We start from the raw sequence: 13,009 nt of genomic DNA, 5'->3' as shown, positions 1-13,009 counted from the left end.
ATTATTCGGCGGAAGTTTACCCTCATGTTCTTGCTTATAAATTTTACGAGTATACCAATCATAACCCAGTTCTATTGGCATTCCAAAATTATCATCAAATTGTATACCATCAACATCATATTTAATCACGACTTCAATAATTAAGTCTTCTATAAATCTCTGAACTTGAGGATGCAAGGGATTTAACCACACATTTTTAATCCCCAACCATCCGGACAATTTATTACTCGGTGGAAAGTTGGGAAGTAAAGCATCGTTTAAATCTTGTAGAGAAGGAATGGCTAAAAATTTAGAACTTTGGGGTAAAGTAATCCATTCTGGATGGCGTTGGACTAGCTGAGAATTTATCGGTGCCATCAACCCATATTCAAACCAAGGAATTACTCTTAAGTCTCTTTGATGTCCTTGACTAATAATATCAGATAAAACATCTTTTCCAAAATGAATTAAGTTTAGCAATGAATCTTGAAAGCGTCCTGTAACTCGACGGGCGGTAGCACTTGGATAAAAGGTTGTTCCTCGATTCCAAAACACCGGATAAACGGTATTAAAATTTAATTGTGAAAGTTGATCTAATGCTCGTTGAACTCCACCGGGAACAAACAAAATACCACTATTGACATTAGTAATCCAAACGCCCCGAATTTCATCGCTAGCTGTCACTGAAGTTTGAGAGATTGTAGTCGGATAAAAATGAGTTAATGTCAGAGCAACGCTTAAAATAAACTCAAAAAAATAAGCATTAACAGATCAAGTCTTTTTTGTCGCCGTCTGATCATTTTTTAATGTTTTTCAATTCATCTATTTTACTCTATAATAGAGCAAAGTTTAGCACGATTTGTTCAACTCATTACTAATTACGAACATGACAGCAATTTCACCGAACGAGAAAAAAAAGATTTCCATTCCTCCTTTAGAAAATGGAGATTCTTTGACCCGCCCAGAATTCGAGCGTCGTTATAGCAATATGCCTCACCTCAAAAAAGCCGAACTCATTGAAGGAATTGTTTATATGGCTTCACCTCTACGTTTTGAATCTCACGCCGAACCTCATGCTAATCTAATGATTTGGTTAGGAACTTACAAAGTTGCAACTTCTGGTGTTCGTTTAGGCGATAATCCAACAGTAAAATTAGATCTTGATAATGAATCACAACCTGATATTGTGTTGTTAATTGATAGCCAATATGGAGGACAATCTCGCCTCAATGAAGAGGGTTATATTGAGGGCGCACCTGAACTGATAGCCGAGATTTCTGCGAGTACAGCAACCATTGATTTACGAGATAAAAAACGGGCTTATCGTCGCAATGGTGTCCAAGAATATATCGTTTGGCAAGTCAGCGATCGCAAATTAGATTGGTTTTGTTTGGAAGGAGGAGATTATATTTCTTTGCAGCCTAAAAATGACATCATTCAAAGTAGAATTTTTCCAGGATTATGGTTAGCCGTTACAGCACTTTTAGCCGGAGAAATGTCCCAGGTTATCACCACTCTACAAACGGGGTTAGCCTCAAGCGAGTATCAAGCTTTTCAACAAAAATTAAAAACAGACTAAAATTTATATCCCATAATTCATTATAATAAACAATAGGAGTTAACTCCATAATCGAGTTGACCACAGCGAAAAGACTTCAGAAAATTCTCTACACGAGGCAATTTTATTATGGCTTATGACTACGATCTATTTGTAATCGGTGCAGGTTCAGGCGGATTGGCGTCTTCCAAACGGGCGGCTTCCTACGGCGCAAAGGTGGCGATTGCCGAAAATGATCTCGTTGGGGGAACCTGTGTGATTCGGGGTTGTGTCCCGAAAAAATTGATGGTTTATGCTTCCCATTTTTCTCACTATTATAAAGATGCACTCGGCTATGGTTGGAGTGAGGTAGAACCCTCTTTTGATTGGAAAAAATTAGTCGATGTTGTTGATAAAGAAGTGCGACGTTTGAGTGAACTCCACATTAGCTTTTTGGAAAAAGCAGGTGTTGAGTTGATTCGCGGATATGCGAAATTTATCGATCCCCATACCCTAGAAGTTGGCGATCGCAAAGTGACAGCCGATAAGATTTTAATCGCGACTGGAGGACATCCCGTTAAACCTCAAATTCCTGGAATTGAACATAGTATTTCATCAGATGATATGTTCCTTTTAACTGAAAAACCGCAGCGATTTGCAGTCTGGGGAGGGGGTTATATTGGAGTAGAATTTGCATCAATTCTCAAAGGTTTAGGAAGTGAAGTAACTCAGATTATTCGCCGAGATTGGATTTTACGAGGATTTGATCAAGATATCCGGAGTAATATTCAAGACGGAATGAGTAAACATGGCGTCAATTTTCTTACGAATACGACCATTGAAAAGATTGAAAAAACCGATGAAGGTTTGAAACTTATCCTCACAGGTGAACACGCAGAAAAACCGTTAATTGTCGATCAACTTCTCTGTGCAACTGGTCGCAAACCCAACTTAGGCAAATTAATGTTAGAAAATGCCGGGGTTGAAATGAATCAAGATGCGATCGCTGTCACTCTCGATAGTCAAACATCTCAACCTCATATTTATGCCGTGGGAGACTGTACAGATCGGGTAAATTTAACCCCCGTAGCAATTGCTGAAGGTCGTGCTTTTGCTGACACTGAATATGGTCATCTTCCTCAATCTATTAGCCATGAAAATATTGCCACAGCCGTTTTTTCTCAACCCGAAGCGGCAACAATTGGGATGTCAGAAGAGCAAGCTAAAGAAAAATTTGGTGAGGCGATTAAATGTTACACGGCTCGTTTTCGTCCCCTCTTTCACAGTTTAACTGGTGCCGATGAAAAAGTGTTTATGAAGTTAATTGTTGAAACCAATACAGATCGCGTTTTAGGGGCGCATATGGTCGGTAAAGATTCGGCTGAACTCATTCAAGGAATTGCGATCGCCGTTAGTATGGGGGCGACGAAAAAAGATTTTGATCGGACAATGGGAATTCATCCCACCAGTGGCGAGGAATTCGTAACTATGCGTTAGAATCTTGAACTTTAATTAGAGAAAGAGAGGATTAAAAAAAATATTTATTCCTCTTTTTTTTCTGATTTGATAGAATTAACCTGATTAATTTAATCATCCATACACCAACATTTCATCAATGGAAAAATTAAAACCGTTCAATCTCTTTACTCACCTGCGACCTTTGAAGCAGAAGCCATTCCGAACCCTTTGTGCATTACTGTTTATCAGTTTTGCTTTATTGACCTTTTTGAGTAGACAGTCTCCTGTTTTTGGACAAACTCAAGCCACCGTTGCGATTGATTTTGGTGCGCCCGTACAAGGAATTCATTCGATGAGTGGTTTTTTATATGGTATTGGTGATAACAAACCCCCCAATGATAAATTAAGTCCGTTGCAACCGAAGTTGTGGCGAACCTCTACATTAAAGCATTATCCTCGAATTACAGGTATCGGTTCTCAATTTCAATTACTCTTAAGTGATACTTGGGGCTATGGAAAAGCTCGGGGCTGGCCCTATGAAGACTATGATAAATGGGAAGAACACGTTAGAAAACTTGCTCAACAACATAAAGATAAAAATATGACCTGGGATGTTTGGAATGAGCCAGATCTTAAAGATCCTTTTTGGCGAGGAAGTCGAAAACAATTTTTTGAAACCTACAAACGAGCTTACACTGCTATTCGTCAAGAACTCGGACCAAATGTAATGATTGGAGGGCCGAGTATTGCCAAGTATGATCAAGGTTTTTTGCGAGATTTCTTAGATTATTGCAGAGAAAATAATCTAGAAGTTAACTTTATTTCTTGGCACGAACTCAACGACCAAGAGATTACCCGAATTAATAATCATGTTGAAGAAGTCCGGCGTTCATTTGTACAAAATTCCAAGTATCAAAGCCTCAAAATTCAGAAAATTTATCTCAATGAAATTGTCGGGCCAACTGCTCAATATCGCCCCGCAGAAAATTTAGGATATCTGACTTACGCCGAACAAAGTCGGGTTGATGGTGCTTGTAAAGCGTGTTGGGAACCCATCGGAGGTGGGCGTAATAATTGTTTTAATGAAAGCCTTGATGGTTTAGTGACGCCCGAACAGTCGGCACCGAGAGCGGTGTGGTGGGTTTATAAAGCCTATGCAGAGGGGTTGAGTTCCCGAGTCAAGAGCGAGTCGAGTAACCCCAGAGTCGTCGCCTTAGCCAGTCAGTCTAACCCCAAAGGTGAAGCTCAAATTTTGTTTGGTTATTTTGAACAAGGCGCCTCGCCAGGGAGAGCAACAGTTGTCTTGACGCTAAGAAATTTACAACAGCTTGAAGTCGCTCGTTCAGGAAAACCATTAACCTTTGCTGTGGCGAGAATTCCTGATTCTGGAGAAAAGGTGATTCCCCAACTCGAAACTGTGAAACAAGACCAAATCTCTGTCAGTAATCAAATTGTCCGGTTGACGATTCCTAACTTAAAACTGCACGAAAGCTACTTGCTTACAATTCGTTAAATCAAAAGCTATTGCTCTGATACTTTAGGATACGATATAGCAGAACTGTTCTTTGTTAATTTGAATAACATCCCTCCCCAGAGGGATGCCGATTAATTAAATAAACTCCATAAAATGTATCAAAATTTGGTAAAATGTTTAAAAACTTTAAAACCACTCCAAAAATTATTCGGCTTAAAACAGAATTAATATAAGAATTGTAAAGAGCTATAAATAAGCTATGTTCATTGACCTATCCTAGATCATATAATCTGTGTTTAACTCGAAAAAAAAAGAGGAGGTGAGTCGGAACTGTGCATAAGTTTTTATGTCCGTGTTGTTCTGAACCCCTATTGGTTCATATTAGCGTTCAAAAAAAGATAGGATTCTGTATTCAGTGTCATCAAGAAATGCCACTACTCGAAAATTATGGTTTTTCGGGAATCACCTCTTATTCTGAGGTAGAATTGAGTCCAGTTGATCCCCTATCAAATTTAAACGATATTCAACAATTATCTCGTCAATTTCTAGAAACTCGACTAGAAGGAATAGTAATTTTAGATCGAGATAGAAAGATCACTTTTTTAAATCACAAAATGGCAGAAATGCTAGGAACATCGATAGAAGAAATGAGCGGTAAATCTTTTACTCTGTTCTTAGATCGAGAACATCCAGCATTTTCTCAGCTTTGCTCCTATCATAATCTAGCGAAAAAAGAAGAAAGATATGAAATTAAATTACACCATAAACGAGGAGATTTTATTTGGGTAAAGTTGTCTGTTAATGTTATCCGCGATCAAGAAAATCAGTTTAAAGGCTATCTTTGTCGAGTTATTGACATTACACATAGCAAACAGATGAAGCAGGAAATTCAACAACAAAATCGACGAGAAAAAGCTCTCAATCGTCTGACGCAAGTGATGCGATCTTCTTTTAATTTAGAGATTGTTTTTTCAGCAGCAGTTGAAGAAATAGGTAAAATATTTCCAGTTTTATCGGTGCAAATTGTTGAATATATTTCCGATGAACAATGCTGGCTAAGTCGAGCTGAGTATCGTTCTCCCGAGGCAAAATTTGCTGTCAATTCTCCAGAAAGTTTAGAACCGATTAAAAAATTAGTTCATCCGCGATTATTACGATTTGAGCCTCGACATCTCGTTAAACTTGATCGAGAAGGGTCTTCAATTCCTTTAAAAGCTCCCGCTCATTTGACAGCTAACACCACTTCACACAAAAAAGTCAAAATAGACGAAAATAAAATTGATGAGTTTCTGCACAATAGTCCAGGAGCTTGGCTACCCGTACCGTTGTACTCTCACTCAGAGATATGGGGAAGTCTAAGCCTAGTAATGAAAAATCCGGGACATAGTTGGCAAGAATCGGATTTAAAATTAATTTATAGTTTTGCCAATCAACTCTCCGTTGCCATCAATCAAGCTGAACTTTACCAGCAACTCGAGGAGGCAAAAAAGAAATTAAAATACTTATCCGGTATTGATAGCTTAACTCAACTGCTCAATCGTCAAAGCTTCAATGAGTACCTCTACAAAAAATGGGATCATCTCTCTCAAGAATCCTTACCTTTGTCGATGGTTTTGTGTGATATAAACTATTACTCATTTTATCGTGAAACCTATGGGGAACACGCAGCCGGACAATTCCTAAAACAAGTGGCTCAAACCATTAATACAGCCGTCAAAAATCCTCATCATCTCGTTGCTCGCTATGATGAAACTGAGTTTGCGGTGTTGTTACCCAAAGCCAATTCAGCGATCGCCATACAATTGGTTGAAACGATTCAAACTCAAGTTGAAAAAATTAAATTAACCCCAGAATCAAGAGATGAACGACAATACTTGTCAATGAGTTTTGGGATCGCCAGCACGATTCCTCGATTGGGGAGTTCTGCTGAACAGCTACCCGAAGCGGCTGAACAAGCCCTTGATCACGGAGCTTCTCAACTGTGTAAATGTTTACTCTCGACAAAACTAGGGTAAATCAAACAGAGAGCAGTTGTTCAGAAAATCGCAGACATCAGCATTGAACTTTTGAGAACATCTGGGAGTCTCTAAGGATATAGACCCGAAAAGGTAAAGGAGAATCCGCAGGTGTTCGTTAAGGATACCACCGATATGTTAACTGATGACGACTGCTCTGATGCCTTTTTGGTACAACAGTGTCAGAAAGGCGATCGCCAATGCTTTCGCTATCTCTACCAACGTTACCAGGGAAAAGTTAGATCAACTCTATATCAACTCTGCGACTCCTCGTCCCTTGATGATTTGGTGCAGGAGGTATTCTTGCGGGTGTGGAAAGGTTTACCATTACTCAAGCAACCTGCAACCTTTTCGACGTGGCTGTATCGAATTACGTGGAATGTAGCCACAGATCGACGCCGAATGTTAGCCAGACATCATTCATTTAACTCAAAACTTAAGACAATAGATCCGACAGGTGATTCTGATATTCTCTCCTCTGGGGGTGATTCTTCTGATTTAATGCACCTACACTATCAAGATCTGGTACAACGGGGGTTAGCTCACCTGAGCTTTGAACATCGTACTGTGATGGTTTTACATGATCTTGAGGAAATCCCCCAAAAAGAAATCGCTGAAATTTTAAATATTCCGTTAGGAACTGTCAAGTCTCGTTTATTTCATGCTAGAGCCGCTCTGCGGAAATTTTTGCAACGTGAAGGAGTCAACCTATGAGTAAGTTGCCAACTAATGATCAAGCGTTGATTAATTTTCTCAAGCAAAATCGTCCTACTGCTCCTGAAGCTACATCGGATTTAGAAGAGAGAATTATCGCTGCTATTGATACTGACGATCCTGTATTATCGGAGTCTATTTCGACACATCCCTCAGTGGCGACTAAGACTTTAAGATTAGTTTCTTCTTTGATTGCAGTCGGTTTAACTCTATTTTGGATGGGTTATCGCCTAGTATCTTCTTCCTCGCTGAGTCCTAGTGAACAATCTCAGTTAGAAGGTTTTATTGAAAGTAATTGGAATGGAGCGATGGAAGAAACTCAAGAAACCAGTTGGTTAACCATACCAGATAACTCTCAAGATTAACGTTCCCCTGTGATCAGATGAAATCCTTAAAGATTTGCGTGACTATGATTGATCGGGAGAACGGAAAAAACTTCTGACTTCTTTTCTTCTCCTTATACATAACATGACTGTTTCGATTTCATCTAAAAAGGGGTCACAGGTACAGATTGTTGATCAATGATCTTGACGGTGACTGCAAAAATAAGTCATGGTTCACTCTCTAATAACTTGCCCAGAATTAAATTAGTTTAAAAAATAGGTTAAATTATTAATTTTATGCTTAAGTCTTGGGTTTTTGGGTTAACTTTGTTATTATTCTGTGGCAAGGGAGCGATCGCGAATTGTGAGATTTTACCTCGGAGCTTCCCGAACGTACTCGCTCAAGCCAAAGTTTATGCCGGAGAACCAGACGACGATACTGAGCAGTTGCTAGAGCAATTAAATGCAACCCCTGAGCAGAAGCAGAAAATGGAAGACATTCGCGCTCAGTATCAAGATCAGATTTCCCAACACAAAAAACAAGTCCGTCAAACTCAACAACAATTGCAAGAGTTGTTATCGACGAATGCGAGGGAAAGTCAAATTCGTCAAAAATATGATGAATTGATCCGCCTGAAGCAAGAGATGAGCAAGTTACAGTTTGAGATCATTCTGCAAGTTCGAGAAGTGCTGACACCTGAACAACGCCGTCAGTTTGCCGATATTATGGAACAAAGACGTCGTAACCGTCCGCGCTAAAACCGCCAGTAGAACTGCTCAATTTTTCCGCCACCTGAGAAAGATCAGGGGTATCTTCTCATCAATTTATGAAGTTTTGTAAAAAAATGAGAGATCTTCTGATAGGATCTTAAGTTAAGTTTAATACCCCCATATTTATGACTATATTAATCGTGGGTGCGACTGGCACTCTAGGCAGACAGATAGCTCGTCGTGCGTTGGACGAAGGCTATAAAGTCCGTTGCTTGGCCCGTAGTTACAACCGCTCGGCTTTTCTCAAAGAATGGGGAGCCGAATTGGTTCCTGGGGATCTCTGCAAACCCGAAACCCTTAAAGCCGCTCTCGAAGGTGTGAGCGCCGTGATTGATGCGGCCACTTCTCGACCGACTGATTCTTTAAGTATCAAAGATGTTGATTGGAAGGGTAAAGTTTCACTCATTCAAGCCACCAAAGCCGCAGGAATTGAACGCTATATTTTTGTCTCCTTCCTCGATGCGGAAAAATACAGACAAGTCCCGCTACTTGATATCAAATACTGCACAGAGCTATTTTTAGCAGAGTCCGGTTTGAAGTATACGATTTTAAGACCTTGTGGCTTTTTACAAGGAATCATTGGTCAGTATGCCATCCCGATTTTAGACGGTCAATCTGCTTGGGTTCCGGGAGTAAGTTCTCCGATCGCTTATATGGATACCCAAGATATCGCCAAATTTGCCATTCGCGCCCTGTCTGTACCCGAAACTGAAAACCAAGCTTTCCCCGTCGTGGGTTCTCGCGCTTGGTCAGCCGACGAAATTATCCGCCTGTGTGAACGACTCTCGGGTAAAGACGCTAAGATTACCCGCACTCCCACGAGTGTATTAAGGTTTGTTCGGAGTGTAACTCGTTGGTTTCAGTGGACATTGAATATCTCCGATCGCTTGGCATTTGCTGAAGTCTCCGCCACAGGTCAACCCTTGAAAGCGTCTATGGACGAAACCTACCGTGTATTTGGTTTTGATCCCGCAGAGATGACCACTCTAGAAGACTATCTGCAAGATTACTATGGCCGGATTATGAAGAAAATTAAAGAAGTTGAATACGAGCGGGAAAAACAGAAAAAACGTAAACAAAAAAGAACCCCCTTTAAGAAAACTTAATCTCGTGCGTCAGAGCGATTGCCATTTCCGCCGTTTAATGTTCTCAGGCAGGTGGGGTTGAATGTTTGTCCAGGCGGACTTAAGTTATGGTAGAATTCACTCTATGCCATACGGAAGTCGGGCGGGAGTTTGATAGCTCTGTGATTTTCGCGTTCGAGGTCGAAAAACTTGCGGGTGTGAACTTCAACGAGATCATTATGCGGCTTTGAATATTCTCAAAAAAGCTATCAGTACGGCGGTAAACGTCGAAGCTACTCTCCTCAAAGTGGAACGCTGCTGGAGATTTGACCTATTGGTGGGTTGATTGTGATCACGGTTCTCTCGGATGCAGGCTCCGTCGTTGTACGGTGAACCAGTACGGTGAACCAGTGCGGTGAGTCCAGCGCGGGTTCGCGCGGTGCGACCCTGCTGCTTCTCAAGCAGCTCTGCGTAACGCGCACCAACAGAGGCGGTTTCCCCTGCGTGGAGCGCGAAGTCCGTTGCGGGGGTTCCCCCCGTTGTAGGAACTTCGTAATCTTAGCAACTGGTGAACCCGTTGGGCGGAGTAATCTGTGACTTCGTTAATCCATTCAGGTCAAATCCTCGACAGAAGATTTCCCTCCACTCAGGTCCCAGGAGTGTCAATGAACTCTCAACGGATTGAAAGTTGATGGGTTAGATTATATTGTTTTGAACCTAAGTTAAGTTAATTCGCGTGCCCAAAGCTGGGATTATTTATAACGATGCCAAATCAGCGGCTTGTCGAATCGCTAGCGAGTTGAAAGACAAGCTGACTTCTAATGGCTGGCAAGTTCACACTGCAACGGGTGTGGGAGGCTTGCTTGGCTATTCTAACCCTGATCGTCCCCTGTGTCATACACCTGTCGATCAGCTTGCGCCTCCAGGCTTTGATGAAGATATGGCTTTTGCCATTATTCTGGGTGGAGATGGCACGGTATTATCTGCCTCTCGCCAAATTGCACCCAAAGGAATCCCCATGCTAACCGTCAATACAGGTCACATGGGATTTTTGACCGAAACTTATATTAACCAATTACCGACGGTTCTCGAACAGGTCATGGCGGGAGATTACATCATCGAAGAACGAGCGATGCTTTCTGTAGAGATTTATCAGGAAGATAAGTTACTCTGGGAAGCGCTGTGCTTAAATGAGATGGTTTTGCATCGTGAACCCATGACCTGTATGTGTCATTTCGAGGTCAAAATTGGCCGACACACTCCGGTTGATATTGCTGCCGATGGGGTGATCATTTCCACGCCAACGGGTTCTACAGCCTATTCTCTGTCGGCAGGTGGTGCCGTTGTTACCCCAGATGTGGGCGTGTTGCAACTGTTGCCGATTTGTCCCCATTCTCTGGCTTCGAGAGCCTTAATTTATGCCGAGAAAGAACCCGTGACCATTTATCCGGCGAGTCCTAACCGCTTGGTGATGGTCGTTGATGGTAATGGTGGATGTTATGTCTTATCAGATTATCGGGTAAGAGTGACGCGATCACGTTATTCTGCTCGTTTTATTCGGCTGAAGTTGCCAGAATTTTTCCAGGTTTTGCGAGAAAAGTTGGGTTGGGGACTGCCTCATATTGCTAAACCCACTTCTGTTGAATTGCCGTGAGGTGTTCGTCGGACTCAAATTTGATGGGTAAGGAGGAGGGGAGATCTTGACCTCACGACTTCTGCCTTATGGGGAGATGCGGAAGTCTGTTGATCTCTCATCGTTCAAATTTCCCTCTAACGTGGTAAAACGGTTAATATCGCTGCGGGGGGATTTGTCAATGAGTGTAATTGCTGGCGAGCATCATCCATCAATTTTAGTGATTGAATCAGATGAACTCTTAGCCCAACACGTGAGCTTAGATTTAGAAGAATCAGGCTACTATCCAGTTGTGGTGTCTAATGTCACGGTGGGACTTCATCGAGCCACAGAAATGCAACCTGCTTTGATTGTGGTTGATCGGATGTTGGGAGGAGAGTCCGGATTAACGCTCTGTCGTCATTTGAGAAATCAAGGAAACCGTACACCGATGGTGGTGTTTATGGCGCGGGATACGGTTGAAGATCGGGTGGCTTGTTTAGAATCAGGAGCGGATGATTACTTCCTCAAACCCTATCGCACAGAATCGTTTTTGCAATTGGTGCGTCTGTATTTACAACCCACTGATCACAACACCGATCAACTCCGCTTTAGTGAATTGGGATTGGATTTAGCGACTCGATGTGCTTTTCGTAATGGTCGAACCATTGAGTTAACCATGAAGGAATTTGATCTGCTTCGATACTTAATGGAACATCCACGAGAAGTTTTAACCCGTGAACAAATCTTAGAAAATGTCTGGGGTTATGATTTTTTGGGTGAATCAAATGTGATTGAAGTTTATATTCGCTATCTCCGTCTCAAAATTGAAGAAGAAGGGGAAAAACGTCTGATTCAAACGGTAAGAGGCGTGGGTTATGTTTTACGAGAGTCTTGATTCGACAGGGAACAAATTAAGCCAAATTAACAACATGATCGGTAATTCTGTATTCGCTTGATCTCTGATTCGGTTTTTTAACGATTTTCTATGAGCAAATTTTTGGCTTTCTGTTTACTCCCGCTTGGACTGGGGGCGGTGTTGAGTGGTGTTGTTTTCCCCATGCAAACGGCTTCAACACTGGAACTTTTTTTCTTTTCTGATTTTATCGCTCAGTTTTCATCCCCATCTGAAGAAAATTTAGGTCAAATGCTCCCGATAACAGCCCAGACAACCCTTGGAAGTGAAGTGATTGAACTGGAAGTCGCTCGCACTCCTACTCAACAACAACTTGGACTAATGTATCGGACTTCGTTACCGGATAACCGAGGAATGCTATTTTCCTTTTCTCCACCTCGGGTTGTCGGCTTTTGGATGAAAAATTGTAAGATTTCTTTGGATATGATTTTCATCCGTAATGGCATTGTCCAAGCGATTCAGGTGGGTGCGCCTCCCTGTACAACAGAACCTTGTCCGACCTATGGCCCTCAGGTTCCTGTAGACCAAGTGATTGAAGTGCGAGGAGGGCGAACTCAAGCGTTGGGAGTCAAACCCGGCGATCGCATTGAGATTGAATATCTGAACTCTGATCGCCGGGAGAGTCTGAATCAATGATCGGAAAAAATTTTTTTTACAGAATCTTTACAAAGTTTAACTGGATTTGATAAAAATTTAATGATAAAGTCTATCCACAAGTCAAGAAATTTGCTACGCTATCATTTCTAGCGTCTAAAGTTTATCCGACTTCCATTGAGCCATTCGCTCAGTTGATTAAGGTGTGAGAGACAAATGTTTGCTTGAGCGCTATCGAGGTATTCTGATCGCGATCGTGATTGCGGCCCGGGTATTTGCTTCGATTTTTGGGTTAGGGTAAGAAGTCAAAGTTGATTGACAAGATACCCAGGCGGTGGATGCAGCTCGTTCTTAGATTCTGACCCCGGACAGATTCAATCCTTGGAAGAAGCTGTTGCAGTAGTAAGTTGCGAAATAGTCTCTAGATTAAGCCTATAACTACGCATAGCTAAACAAGTAACTTAATTGGGTTACTTTTGAGTTGCTGATCATCGGCAACCGTGAGGAGTGCAAAAGTTCAAAAGAGTTCGGAATTTGATTTACAGTGAATGT

12 protein-coding genes are annotated in these 13,009 nt (G+C 41.6%); 11 read left to right on the top strand and 1 reads right to left on the bottom strand.

The genetic code is table 11. From position 1 onward, the window contains the following. Positions 1 to 663 (bottom strand): glycoside hydrolase family 10-like protein (locus tag M595_RS21805; RefSeq protein ID WP_023068637.1); only part of this gene is annotated, 663 nt, incomplete at its 3' end. A 202-nt stretch (positions 664 to 865) separates the two neighbouring features. Here M595_RS21805 and M595_RS21800 point away from each other — a divergent pair. The 11 genes from M595_RS21800 to M595_RS21750 all read left to right on the top strand — a co-directional run bounded on the left by M595_RS21800 (position 866) and on the right by M595_RS21750 (position 12,499). Beyond that, positions 866 to 1,558 carry a Uma2 family endonuclease gene (locus M595_RS21800; protein ID WP_023068611.1) on the top strand — a complete coding sequence of 231 codons (693 nt, stop codon included), beginning with the start codon at positions 866 to 868 and terminating at the stop codon, positions 1,556 to 1,558. 108 nt (positions 1,559 to 1,666) lie between these two features. Then, entirely contained in the window at positions 1,667 to 3,013 is a 1,347-nt protein-coding gene (gene gor, locus M595_RS21795; RefSeq protein WP_023068620.1) for a glutathione-disulfide reductase, read from the top strand. Positions 3,014 to 3,131: 118 nt separating this feature from the next. Continuing rightward, positions 3,132 to 4,487, top strand: a complete 1,356-nt coding sequence (locus tag M595_RS21790) for a GH39 family glycosyl hydrolase (protein ID WP_023068642.1) — start codon at positions 3,132 to 3,134, stop codon at positions 4,485 to 4,487. A 389-nt stretch (positions 4,488 to 4,876) separates the two neighbouring features. After that, entirely contained in the window at positions 4,877 to 6,463 is a 1,587-nt protein-coding gene (locus M595_RS21785; RefSeq protein ID WP_052001845.1) for a diguanylate cyclase domain-containing protein, read from the top strand. Positions 6,464 to 6,598: 135 nt separating this feature from the next. Then, the gene (locus tag M595_RS21780) at positions 6,599 to 7,177 is read left to right on the top strand and encodes a sigma-70 family RNA polymerase sigma factor (protein ID WP_023068619.1); all 579 of its coding nucleotides are present in this window, start codon (positions 6,599 to 6,601) and stop codon (positions 7,175 to 7,177) included. After that, a complete protein-coding gene (locus tag M595_RS21775) occupies positions 7,174 to 7,542 on the top strand; it encodes a hypothetical protein (protein WP_023068613.1) in 369 nt (122 codons plus the stop codon). The genes M595_RS21780 and M595_RS21775 overlap by 4 nt, the downstream gene beginning before the upstream one ends. 255 nt (positions 7,543 to 7,797) lie before the next feature. Then, on the top strand, positions 7,798 to 8,259 hold the full coding sequence (locus M595_RS21770; RefSeq protein WP_023068615.1) for a Spy/CpxP family protein refolding chaperone: 462 nt from the start codon (positions 7,798 to 7,800) through the stop codon (positions 8,257 to 8,259). Between the two features lie 137 nt (positions 8,260 to 8,396). After that, positions 8,397 to 9,377 (top strand): SDR family oxidoreductase, encoded by a 981-nt coding sequence (locus tag M595_RS21765; RefSeq protein WP_040484487.1) that lies wholly within the window; start codon positions 8,397 to 8,399, stop codon positions 9,375 to 9,377. Between the two features lie 694 nt (positions 9,378 to 10,071). Then, positions 10,072 to 10,989, top strand: coding sequence for an NAD(+) kinase (locus M595_RS21760; RefSeq protein ID WP_023068612.1), 918 nt, complete (start codon positions 10,072 to 10,074; stop codon positions 10,987 to 10,989). Positions 10,990 to 11,149: 160 nt separating this feature from the next. Further along, positions 11,150 to 11,845 carry a response regulator transcription factor NblR gene (gene nblR, locus M595_RS21755; RefSeq protein ID WP_023068643.1) on the top strand — a complete coding sequence of 232 codons (696 nt, stop codon included), beginning with the start codon at positions 11,150 to 11,152 and terminating at the stop codon, positions 11,843 to 11,845. Between the two features lie 90 nt (positions 11,846 to 11,935). Beyond that, positions 11,936 to 12,499 (top strand): DUF192 domain-containing protein, encoded by a 564-nt coding sequence (locus M595_RS21750; RefSeq protein ID WP_040484486.1) that lies wholly within the window; start codon positions 11,936 to 11,938, stop codon positions 12,497 to 12,499. The last annotated feature ends 510 nt before the right edge of the window (positions 12,500 to 13,009 follow it).

It is taken from the genome of Lyngbya aestuarii BL J, assembly GCF_000478195.2.
GTDB classification, from domain to species: Bacteria; Cyanobacteriota; Cyanobacteriia; order Cyanobacteriales; family Microcoleaceae; genus Capilliphycus; species Capilliphycus aestuarii.
The sequence above is the reverse complement of the archived record's forward strand: the minus strand, read 5'-3'. Positions and strand labels throughout refer to the sequence as shown.

What these genes read in the sequence shown, in the direction of transcription:
- M595_RS21765 (WP_040484487.1), top strand. Translation starts at nt 8,397, where the DNA reads ATGACTATATTAATCGTGGGTGCGACTGGCACTCTAGGCAGACAGATA.
- M595_RS21790 (WP_023068642.1), top strand. Translation starts at nt 3,132, where the DNA reads ATGGAAAAATTAAAACCGTTCAATCTCTTTACTCACCTGCGACCTTTG.
- nblR (WP_023068643.1), top strand. Translation starts at nt 11,150, where the DNA reads ATGAGTGTAATTGCTGGCGAGCATCATCCATCAATTTTAGTGATTGAA.
- M595_RS21800 (WP_023068611.1), top strand. Translation starts at nt 866, where the DNA reads ATGACAGCAATTTCACCGAACGAGAAAAAAAAGATTTCCATTCCTCCT.
- M595_RS21780 (WP_023068619.1), top strand. Translation starts at nt 6,599, where the DNA reads ATGTTAACTGATGACGACTGCTCTGATGCCTTTTTGGTACAACAGTGT.
- M595_RS21770 (WP_023068615.1), top strand. Translation starts at nt 7,798, where the DNA reads ATGCTTAAGTCTTGGGTTTTTGGGTTAACTTTGTTATTATTCTGTGGC.
- M595_RS21775 (WP_023068613.1), top strand. Translation starts at nt 7,174, where the DNA reads ATGAGTAAGTTGCCAACTAATGATCAAGCGTTGATTAATTTTCTCAAG.
- gor (WP_023068620.1), top strand. Translation starts at nt 1,667, where the DNA reads ATGGCTTATGACTACGATCTATTTGTAATCGGTGCAGGTTCAGGCGGA.
- M595_RS21750 (WP_040484486.1), top strand. Translation starts at nt 11,936, where the DNA reads ATGAGCAAATTTTTGGCTTTCTGTTTACTCCCGCTTGGACTGGGGGCG.
- M595_RS21785 (WP_052001845.1), top strand. Translation starts at nt 4,877, where the DNA reads ATGCCACTACTCGAAAATTATGGTTTTTCGGGAATCACCTCTTATTCT.